General features: G+C 40.0%; 8 protein-coding genes. 6 read left to right on the forward strand and 2 right to left on the reverse strand.

Annotation, left to right across the window (positions count from 1 at the left end; all coding sequences use genetic code 11):
* The 6 genes from AACU59_RS00190 to AACU59_RS00215 all read left to right on the forward strand — a co-directional run.
* Nucleotides 1–762 (forward strand): outer membrane beta-barrel protein (locus AACU59_RS00190; RefSeq protein ID WP_161437659.1); only part of this gene is annotated, 762 nt, incomplete at its 5' end.
* Nucleotides 763–768: 6 nt separating this feature from the next.
* Nucleotides 769–1287 (forward strand): exopolysaccharide export protein VpsN, encoded by a 519-nt coding sequence (gene vpsN / locus AACU59_RS00195; protein ID WP_017048006.1) that lies wholly within the window; start codon nucleotides 769–771, stop codon nucleotides 1285–1287.
* 13 nt (nucleotides 1288–1300) lie between these two features.
* Nucleotides 1301–3505, forward strand: coding sequence for an exopolysaccharide regulatory tyrosine autokinase VpsO (gene vpsO / locus AACU59_RS00200; protein WP_161437660.1), 2205 nt, complete (start codon nucleotides 1301–1303; stop codon nucleotides 3503–3505).
* Between the two features lie 2 nt (nucleotides 3506–3507).
* The gene (locus AACU59_RS00205; protein ID WP_094145784.1) at nucleotides 3508–4209 is read left to right on the forward strand and encodes a VpsP family polysaccharide biosynthesis protein; all 702 of its coding nucleotides are present in this window, start codon (nucleotides 3508–3510) and stop codon (nucleotides 4207–4209) included.
* Between the two features lie 551 nt (nucleotides 4210–4760).
* Nucleotides 4761–5375, forward strand: a complete 615-nt coding sequence (locus tag AACU59_RS00210) for a hypothetical protein (protein WP_013857353.1) — start codon at nucleotides 4761–4763, stop codon at nucleotides 5373–5375.
* A 71-nt stretch (nucleotides 5376–5446) separates the two neighbouring features.
* Nucleotides 5447–6763, forward strand: a complete 1317-nt coding sequence (locus AACU59_RS00215) for an O-antigen ligase family protein (RefSeq protein ID WP_094145619.1) — start codon at nucleotides 5447–5449, stop codon at nucleotides 6761–6763.
* Between the two features lie 154 nt (nucleotides 6764–6917).
* On the opposite strand, the gene AACU59_RS00220 is transcribed toward AACU59_RS00215, so the two are convergent.
* Nucleotides 6918–9794, reverse strand: a complete 2877-nt coding sequence (locus AACU59_RS00220) for a beta-prism lectin domain-containing protein (protein WP_161437661.1) — start codon at nucleotides 9792–9794, stop codon at nucleotides 6918–6920.
* A gap of 259 nt (nucleotides 9795–10053) precedes the next feature.
* Nucleotides 10054–10775, reverse strand: a 722-nt coding sequence (locus AACU59_RS00225; protein ID WP_161437662.1) for a WecB/TagA/CpsF family glycosyltransferase, incomplete at its 5' end; no start/stop codon positions are given.

Genomic DNA, 10775 nt, shown 5'->3' on the forward strand with positions numbered 1-10775 from the left:
TTATCGCACAATGAGTACAATACCAATAACATTAACCTTGGCTATGGCCTTGGTGGTGAAGATGCTAAAGGCCGACTAGAAACCAATATTGGATGGAGTAACTTTGATTACCAAAATAACAAAAATATAACTCAATACCAAAATTGGGATGAATTACGCTTTAATAGTGCGTTTTATTATAAAGCGTTGCCCAAAACGTTCTTGGTTTTTCAATTTGTCGTCAATGACCGACATTATGATGAGATAGCTCCTGGCTCAACTACCAAAGATAGCAAACACTATTTTACCTACGTAGGTACTTCGTGGGATGCGACAGGCAAATTGCAAGGTAGTGCAAAAGTTGGTGTACAGCATAAAGATTACGAGTCTTCTTCTAGAGAAGATTTCAACTCATTTTCATGGGATATCGATGTTACATATCTGATCCGAACCTATTCTGCTGTGCAACTAAAAACCAATCGTAAATCAACCGATACAAATGGTACCGGAGATTCAATTGACACGAAAACCTATGCTATTAACTGGTCGCATAACTGGAGTGATATTATTTCATCCAATCTTGACTATTCACTGTTAAACGAAACTTACACTCGTCCTGAACGTACAGACGATACGAATAAAGTGTCGTTATCGTTAAGCTACGATTTTCGTCGTTGGTTAACATTCAAGGTCGGCTATGGGTTTGAATCTAGAGATTCCAATATCAGCAATTTAAGCTACGATCAAAATATTTATTACTTTGCGATTGAAGGGGTTATGTAACTTACAATGAAGTACTTCTTAGTCATTATTTTAAGTTGCCTCTCTTGGTCAACATTGGCCAATCAGAGCTTCTATAAGCTAGGCGTCGGAGACCAAATTCGGATTCAAGTATATGACGAGCCTGAATTGTCACTTGAAACTCGGGTTAGTGACAGTGGCACGATTGATTACCCTTTTTTAGGACGTATAAAACTGAAAGGTAAAACGACAGAAGAGGTAAAAGCCGCAATTCACGATGGTTTACTAGATGGCTATTTAATTAATCCTAATGTTTTTGTGAGTGTGGTTATGTACCGCCCCTACTTTATTAATGGACAAGTCAAAGCTTCAGGCAGTTATCCATATTACCCCGGATTAACAGTAAACAAAGCCATTACAATTGCGGGAGGCTTCACAGAGCGAGCGTCCAAAACTAAGATCTACATCTCTTCAAGTGATGAACCTAGTGCTCAACCTGTAAAGGTTAACTTACTTGATAAAATTCAACCAGGTGACATCATCACCGTCGAAGAAAGCTTTTTTTAGGTAACGTAGTTGTATGGAAAACTCTTTAATTAAACCTCGCTTGAATTCAGATGAAATCATTGATATTCGTCAGTATTTCAATATTCTTCTCAACTACAAATGGCGTATTTTACTTTTTTCTGCCATGGTTACAGCCATTGCAGTGTTGATTACTTTGTCTGTTCCTTCACAATATACAGCTCGTGCATCCTTGCTGATTGAATCAAAACAAGCAAAAGCCGTTTCGATTGAAGACATCTATGGTTTAGATACCAAAAGCCAAGAATACTATTTGACTCAAATAGAGATTTTAAAATCAGACCGAGTTGCAGAGGAAGTCATCAAACGGCTTAACCTCATCAGTCACCCAGAATTTTCTCTCAACTCAGAAAGTGAGCAAAACTCTAACGTTATGACAAATATTAAAGAGAGGTTTCCGATTTTAAAGTCCTTCAAACAAGGAACAACTGAAATATCATTGGAAGAAAGAAACTACCGAGAAAATCGATTAGTTCTTAAGGCATTCAAAAGTGGGCTGGAAATCAGTCCTATTCGGAAAACTCAATTAGTCAATATATTTTACACCAGTAAAGATCCTAAGTTATCAGCTCAAATTGCCAATGAAATTGGTAATGTCTTTATGGATAGTCATATTGAAGATAAACTTCAAGTGGAACTAAAAGCAAATAGTTGGCTCAATAATCGGATGGGTGATTTGCGAGAAAAACTAAAAGAGTCTGAAGTTCAGTTACAAACGTTTTTGAAATCTGAGGGGCTGGTCGATATCCAAGGCGTTGAAAGCTTAGCATCTCAAGAACTCGAAGAACTCACCTCTCAATTAAATAAAACGAGAGATAGACGTGTTGCAGCTGAAACACTCTATCTGGTGGCACAAACTTACAGCCGCCAAGACAGTGATCTTTCAGCACTTGCTTCTATACCTGAGATATCTAACCACCCGACGATTCGAGATGTTAAATTAGCAGAAGTACAAGCTGAGCGAAAAGTTTCAGAACTATCAAAACGCTATGGAGATAAACACCCAAAACTCAAAGCAGCACAAGCCGAACTAGCCTCTGTTAAACGCAATTTAAATTCCGAACTAAAACAGCTACTAAACGGGATCAACAATGAGTTACAGGCTGCTAAGCAAGCAGAGAGTTCTTTGCACCGGGAACTTGAGAAACGCAAATCAGAGTTTCAAAGCCTCTCCGTAAAAAATGCAAGATATTCAGAGCTAAAGCGCGAAGTCCAAACAAACCGAGAGTTGTTTGATCTCTTTTTAAGTCGTCAAAAAGAGACCAGTGCATCGAGCGACTTTAATGCTACGATTGCTCGTTTTACCGATTTTGCCAATCCGCCCCTCGCCCCAAGTAAACCGAATCGTAAACTGATTGTATTGTTAGCGTTTGTCGCTTCGTTTGGTTTGGCGTGTGTTGTTGCTTTCATTGCTGATGCGGTAAACGATACATTCCTTGATATAAAACAGGTTGAAAAACAGTTATCACTAAGCTTGCTCGGTATTATACCGGCAATTAAAACTCGAGGCCCCCTAACGCTAAAAACCTATTTTGATTCGAAACACCGAGAGCTCACAGAAGCGATTAGAACCGTTCGGACTGGTTATTTACTTGCCAACACCAACAAAGAGCATCATGTGGTAATGGTTACTTCTTCACTGCCTGAGGAAGGAAAAACAACCTCGAGTATCAATTTGGCTTTTTCACTGGCACAAATGGAAAAAACACTGCTGATTGACTGCGATTTGAGAAAACCATCGGTTGCACACCGTTTTGGCATCTCTGGTTCACAGCCAGGAATGAGCAACTTGCTCATAGGTACGCATACCATAGAAGAGTGTCTCTATACCGATGAAGAATCAGGGCTTGATGTTTTGACTTCAGGAGTCGTGACAGACAATCCTCTTGAACTTATCTCCTCGCCTAAGTTTGCCTCACTACTCGAAGAGCTTAAGACACGCTATAGCAGAATTGTGATTGATACACCTCCGTGTTTAGCCGTTAGTGATGCATTTATGCTGTCGCAGTACGTGGACTCGACCATACTAGTGATCAATGCTCCACAAACACGTACTAAAGTGGCTAGAGATGTGGTCGGACGCTTAACGCAGCAAGGAGCGAGAATTGATGGCGTCATATTGAACAAACTGAACACCAAAAAAGCCTCTAATTATAGCGGTTATCATCAATATCAATCCTATTACGGCCCAGAAAAATAACCATGACGGTCGTGAATCACCCTTTTTTAGCCCATGCTTTACGTTTGAGCATTGGGCTAACTGCGCTCGTTACTCTCTATTTTGCATTTCATTTTTTGACGGCGTCCATTTACGCGCTAGCAACAGAAAGAAACATCGACTACTGGACAAAGCACAGTGATGGTGTAACTTCAGAGCAAGTGAATGAAACAAAGGCCATGATACTAAAGGCAATACAGCACCACAGAGACCATCCTCACTACCACAATTTACTGGGTAAGGTCTATGAGTGGGAAGCCTATTTGAGCGATGATGTAGGTAAAGAGAGCCGCTTGCTCAATGCAAAAAATGCCTACTTGGAAAGTGCATTATTGAGACCTACTTGGTCAGATACATGGGCTGATTTATTGGTGATTGAAACTCAGTTGAAAGGGGAAAATATTGATCTCTATTTTGCACAAGCCAATAGATATGGGCCTTTTACACCCAAAGTGAACAACACACTTTCCCAGATTGGCCTTAACCATTGGTCTATTTTTTCAGCGCCGCAGCGAACTATCATTATTGATCACGCCGCAAGAGCATTAGCTCATCCTCAAAGCCGAGGAGAAGCCTACCAGTATCTAAAATCAAACGGTCTCTTAAAATTTACCTGTGCAGCTATTATTTATAACCCTCAACGTTATACTGAGAAAAATAATCTCTGCAAGAGAGCGCTAGAGTGATCTCGATGATAAAACATTATTCAATAAACCGGCCTATCGCCTTGTTCATGTTAGCCTTGCTTTCTCTTGGTACGGCTTCGCTATCACTGGCAAAAACACTGAATATTCATGCTGAGATACCGGTATTTTTGGAAAAGTCACTCGGCGGTGATATTTATCTCCACTTTACACTTGCGCTATTCATTACCTTGGTTTTTATCCGAGTAATTTCCGCCACTCTTTCCCCTATACAAAGCATATTTCTCGCCATAGTTATCGTCTCGACCTGTTGCGTAATTGATGAAAGTTTACAAATGTTATCGCGTTCACGATCATTCTCTTTGCTCGATTTAGGGGCAAGCTTACTTGGTATAACAATGGCCTCAATAATCTATTACGTTACTAGCAGACTTCAATCTTCAAACTTATGCTCCAAACTAAGACAACCTCGCGCATAAAAACGCCTTAAGAATGAGAATCGAACCCTTATTAACAGAAGTACGATATCACTGGATGTACTACTTCACTTATAATCATCGCAACAGTAAATCGTAGGCTTTTAGGACTTACCAATGAAAAAATCACTATGGATATTTTGGATTGCTATTTCAGCTTTGCTGGCTAGTTCAAGGTTATATGCCGAAACAGAAATTACTTGTTCACTTTATAAAAACCATAAAGTGGCCACAGACACAATAAGAGCCAGCCTAGAACAAGCAGACGATGCCATTATTTCTCTGCAAGCTTTGATGAAACTATGCCCAAGCATGGCACTAGAAATGGCGGACCTAGCGTCTACTCTGCACCCACAACTAGCACTCGATATCTTCAATACAGTATTTGACCATATATCGAGTGACCAAGTCGCAGCTTTGACTGCAATACTCGTTAAAAATGCACCTCAAGAGATGCGTTCTGAAGTCATTCAGCTTGCTGTAACTAAATCACCAGAGTCAGCTCAAGCTATCGTTGATGCTGTTATTGCAATGGATTTAATGGACTCAACTGATGTGATTGTTGCTGCAATCTCCGGTGGCGCTGACCCAGCGACCATTACTGAACCGACAGCGGCAGGTACTCCATCGGCTTTACCTGGTGGCTTACCTCCAGTCGCAACGGTGCCAGGTAACACCACAACACTTGGAACCGGCAATGGCAGTGGTGGTGGTACCGCTTCACCAAACTGATCGTTTAATTCGATGCTTTCATCCAGTTTAGGGCAGGTATATTCCTGCCCTTCTTAATTGATATTAATAGTATGCGTCTAATAGAAAAATCCATTTTCCCAATATTTCTCATTTTTATATTTTGGCTGCCCATACCTTTAGGTAGTAATCGCCCATTAGCATGGTCATTCAATGAAATCTGGATTGCATTGCTGCTTATTGCCTGTTTATTCAACTACTCTTTTGAGCACTGGAAAAACTGTCTGATAAAGGGAAAATTAGTCATCATTCCCATCGCACTTATCACTTGCTGGTCATTCATCCAAAGTATTCCACAACTTGGTATAACTCAGGATCCTAGTTTAGTCTTTGTCTCTGCAATCAAATCGCTCCACTATTTCCAGTTTTGTCTTATTGCTCTTGTCCTTATCAACACACCTAAAAAATTAAAACTTCTCGCAGTAGTCATGGTTAGCAGTGGAATTTGCCAAGGCTTTTACGCTGGCGTGATTTTGCTACTCAACCTAGATCATTCGATAGTTTTCAACCTACCACTAGGTAACAGAGCATCCGGAAGCTTTGTTTACCATAACCACTTAGCTAATTTTCTGATGCTGAATCTTTGCATTGGATTTGGTTTACTGATCGCGCAACTCGATAGCTCACATAAAAATGGATTGAGAAATATCACTAAACAATTTTTAGCGGTGCTACTAACCGATAAGGCTTTTGTTCGTTTAGGGCTCGTGATCATGGTGATCGCACTAGTCTTAACACGCTCAAGAATGGGAAATATGGCTTTCTTTATCGCCCTAACCGTAGGTTGTGTGCTGTTGCTATTGTTTTACAAACCGAAACCCAAAAGTGTTTATGTGCTTATAATCAGTTTATTCATCATTGATACGTTCATCGTGAGCCAATGGTTTGGATTGGAGAAAGTCAAACAACGTCTTATTGAAACTAGCTTGGAAAGTGAATCAAGAGATGATGTTGTCAGATATTCCCTAGTTGCAATACAAGAAAGGCCTCTGACTGGCTTTGGGGCTGGTACTTTCTACTCCACTTTTCCTTCCTACAATCAAGGAAAAGTAAAACTGTTTTACGATCATGCTCATAATGACTACATCCAATTCACATTAGAATCAGGCCTTGTCATGGTTTCGATATTAGGTGTAATGATCTTAGTCGCCGCCCAACGCGCATTTTATGCGTTTAAAAACCGCAGAAATAGATTGATGAAAGGGATCGGATTATCATCCATGATGGCTATTATTGGTATGTTGATACACATGAGTGTTGATTTCCCACTTCAAGCTCCCGCAACAACACTTTATTTCTTGCTGTGTTTATTGATGGGACACTGGTCAAATTCAATGCCGAGTCTGGTCACTCGTTCAAAATATTCCTGATATATAAAAACGACTTTAAGTTGCAGGTAAACGAATGTATCCAACACCGCGCAGCTTTAAGTAGGAATGGTATACGTCCTGAGCAATTTGATTAATAAAAAAATCCCTCGATTATCTCGAGGGATTTTCAATTATTAAATTAAAACGATATCAATTAATCGAATACAAACTGTAAGCCTTCAACTAACCAACCACCAGTCCAAACATTAATCTGCTTGATGCGTTTACCTTGCGGCACAGTGTACGTTTCAACTTTTTTGTTGCTCGCATAGTGGCTTGAACCCAATAACACGCTAGAGCCATCCTTCATCGTGAACTTAATCGCCACTATGTGGTAACCACCCCAGTTATAAAGACCAGAGGTGACTTCCACGGACTGCAATTGATCAAGAGCAATCGGTGCTCTTAGCACACCACCGTTAGTACCTTGTACCGGGCCGCCCACCAAGTTGTTGGCCGTCGTGCCGATCGCATCGATCGCAAAACCAGAACGCAGATACATCTGGTTATCCGCCGTCACGACACGTTGCGATTGCTGAGTATTTGAGTAACCCAAAATTGGAGACTCCCCCCCCCCCGTTGCACGTAATGTACTCGAACGGTATGTATTATGGCTCAACCAACTCGGTGTCGCATTTGTAGGCACTACACCATCTTGAGTAACATTCGTCAGATGGAAAGCATGCTGGTTCCAGATGCGAGTTGCACTGGCCCAAGGTTTGGATGCATCAGCAGATTCATAAACAAACACACCATGATTAACGACATAGTTTTTATCAAAATCATTAGCAACAACAATCAGTTCTGCATTGTTGTCACCAGCAAGATCTACAACAATAGGATATTCCCATAAGGTCGCTGAAGAGTTTGCTATAATAGCTCTTTCATTCCCAGTTTGACCGTCTAAAATACGAACTCGCATTTGATCTTGAACGATAACTTCATCTACACCATCACCATCAAAATCGTAAGCAGAAACGCCAATCTTACCACTAGTGCGGTCATCATTTGGTACAGACCAAATTAATTCACCATTTTTGTTATACATATCAACCGCAGTATAGCCAGCATGTACGATACCTTTAACATCGTTGTTAGCCTGCTCTGATACTATCTCAAATTGCAAACCATCGATTAACCAACCTGCAGTCCATGCTTTGATATTACGGATTCTGCTGTTTTCTGGAATCTGTAAACGTTCAGTTTTTTTAGAAAAGGCATAATGTTTGGAACCCATGAAGACTGTAGAGCCATTTTTTAGATGGAATTCTAGAGCCAATACATGTTCTCCACCCCACCAATACTTACCCGACGTAATATCAATTGAAGCAACTTGATTTAATTGAAGTGGGGAATTAAAGCTACCACCATTACCGCCAGTAATAGCGTTACGTGATATCCCAATAGCATCGATAGCGGCCCCAGAACGAACAAATAATGGGTCAGAATTATTAACAGAAATCGTATATGCGGTGCTATGTCCTGTGTAACCAAACACATGAGACCACTTACTAGTTTCCGTTATTTTCTTACCTAAGAAGTTAGAGATCGCCTGAACACCACCACCAGGGTTAGACATACTATTAATTTCCCACTTCACCGAACCGTCATGCTCTAAAACTGCAAATCGGCTATTTTGCGCAGTTGCCACTGAAGCTGGAACTGACACTACAACTTCAGGAAATTCATCATCATCAAGATTGACAAGAGAAGAAAACCATGCAAAATCTTTCTTATCATATTGCCAGCTTAAAGAACCATCGGCTTTATAAAGGTCACCATTCATGAATATTTCTTGAACTTTATCTCCATCAAAATCACCACTGATAGAAGACGGTGTCCAAGAATGGGAAAATACTAAACCCGTATCGTAGTTATAAACCCCATCGGCAGAAAGTATCTCAACTGAGGAATCACCATCGAGATCAGTTAAAGTGATATTGCCTGATGCACCACCGCCCGTCTTTGTCTTCTCGATTTGTTTTTTGATATTACCTTCAATATCAAGCACGTTGATATATGCACTATTTAAACTTGTCGTAACGATTTCAACCAAACCATCACTATCGAGGTCAGCAACTGCAGGAGTATAGCGAGCATCCGCAATTATACCGCCATTTGAGTAGGACCAAAGTTCAGAACCATCAACGCCACTTAACGCTCTGACAATACCTCCCGCGTTATATTTGTTACTTTCAAATGTAACAACAATGATGTCAGCAACATCATTATTATCTATCTTACCATCATGATTATCATCATTGAGTTGTGCAACCACTGGTGTAGCCATAACCTGATTAAATTCAGGTTTGAACTGGCTACGTTCCCAAGACCATTTCAAGTTTGTTTCAATAACATCTATTGGTTTGGTATAAGGAACGACGCGCATCGAATGAGGATGCGAAAAATCAAGAATTTCACCATTATAGGCTTTAACCGCGTTGAGCAGAGAGCTTGCTGTGTCACCACCAAAAACTGCAAGGCGATTATAGGAAAGATTATCCCAATCACTGAGCATAACCCCTAAACCTTTCGGAGCTTCCACATCAACTTCATGCCCATAAATATAGGCAGGCAGAGAATAACCTGAGCGCTCTCCTTCTTTGAGACAAAAACGCTCCCCACTCTTACGACTAATAATACAGGCTTCTGGATACGTGTCTGAAGCAAGCACACGCATTGAACGAGGATGTGAAAAATCTAATATCTGCCCATTATAAGCTTTTACATTTTTAAGTTCATCATTACCGGTATAACCATCAAACATTGCTAGGCGGTTGTATGACAAATTATCCCAATCGCTAAGCATAACGGAGATGCCGCTAGGTGCCAGCACATCAACGGCATGATTATATATCCACTGCGGTAAGGAGTAGCCGGATCGCTCACCAGGCTTTAAACAGTATTTAGCACCAGTTTCACGACTAATAATACATCCTTCAGCCTCTGAATCGATTGGTGCTGCTTGTACCACCGTACTTCCAAGCGAGATTAAGCCGAAAGCAATAGTGAAATATTTCAAATTCTTCATGAGGAATCGCCCCTCTCTGGTATGTTATTTTATCATAAGTAAATGAAAATATAGTGTTCTGAGATAGCCATCAGCAATATCTGAGCTATTTCTTATCCGCACAACTAAGAACAATCAGAATTATCAATAGCAAGGCAAGTGATTTCAACTCAAAAGGCCTTGTACTTTGTCTTAAAGGTGAGATGTATTAAATGTGAGATATTTTTTTATTTCCACTTTAATTGTGGCAGCTTATCGAAAATATGATTTCCAAGTATATCTAAAGTTTCGACTTATGATTAGAAAATCTAGCTTTCACTAATAAATATAAGAATTTGCTATTAGTCACTAGGTAGCGTTTCCACATTCTTCTCGGCTCCTGAAAAACTCGATACAACCACTCTAATCCAGCTCGTTGCATCCAAGTGGGAGCACGCTTTACTTTACCCGCAACAACATCAAAAGTACCTCCAACACCCATGACGAAGTCGACACCCAAGTCGTCTTTCCACTTATTAATAAAATTTTCTTTTTTTGGTGAAGTAATTGCAACAAATAATAATCTAGCTCCAGACTCTTTAATTTTATCAACAATTATTTTCTCTTTCTCCCAAAAATAGCCATTATGAAAACCTGCTATTTTTAAATTAGGATAAGACGAATGGATATTCTTAACTGTCAAATTAACGACATCGTCTGTTGCACCGAGTAGGAATACCGGCAGGCCATTTTCAGAACTCATACTAAGTAACTCGAAGAATAAATCCACACCAGCCACTCTTTCTTTAATTCTATATCCTAAAAATCGAGCTCCAAAAACAACGCCCATTCCATCAATATTAATTAAATCACATTCCTTAACCGATTGTGCAAGTTGCTCATCATGCTGCATATTAATTATTTTAGCTACATTAACAACAACATGCTGTAAGAATACCTTATTTTCAATGTGCTCTTTAATAAATGCAACAGTCTCAGACATAGATGCAATATCCATTGGTG

Origin of the sequence: Vibrio sp. V23_P3S9T160 (assembly GCF_963886625.1) — a bacterium.
Classification (GTDB): Bacteria; Pseudomonadota; Gammaproteobacteria; order Enterobacterales; family Vibrionaceae; genus Vibrio; species Vibrio anguillarum.

Bases quoted from the DNA above. Each gene is read 5' to 3' on its own strand.
- AACU59_RS00205 (WP_094145784.1), top strand. From the start codon at position 3,508: ATGACGGTCGTGAATCACCCTTTTTTAGCCCATGCTTTACGTTTGAGC.
- vpsO (WP_161437660.1), top strand. From the start codon at position 1,301: ATGGAAAACTCTTTAATTAAACCTCGCTTGAATTCAGATGAAATCATT.
- vpsN (WP_017048006.1), top strand. From the start codon at position 769: ATGAAGTACTTCTTAGTCATTATTTTAAGTTGCCTCTCTTGGTCAACA.
- AACU59_RS00215 (WP_094145619.1), top strand. From the start codon at position 5,447: ATGCGTCTAATAGAAAAATCCATTTTCCCAATATTTCTCATTTTTATA.
- AACU59_RS00210 (WP_013857353.1), top strand. From the start codon at position 4,761: ATGAAAAAATCACTATGGATATTTTGGATTGCTATTTCAGCTTTGCTG.
- AACU59_RS00220 (WP_161437661.1), bottom strand. From the start codon at position 9,794: ATGAAGAATTTGAAATATTTCACTATTGCTTTCGGCTTAATCTCGCTT.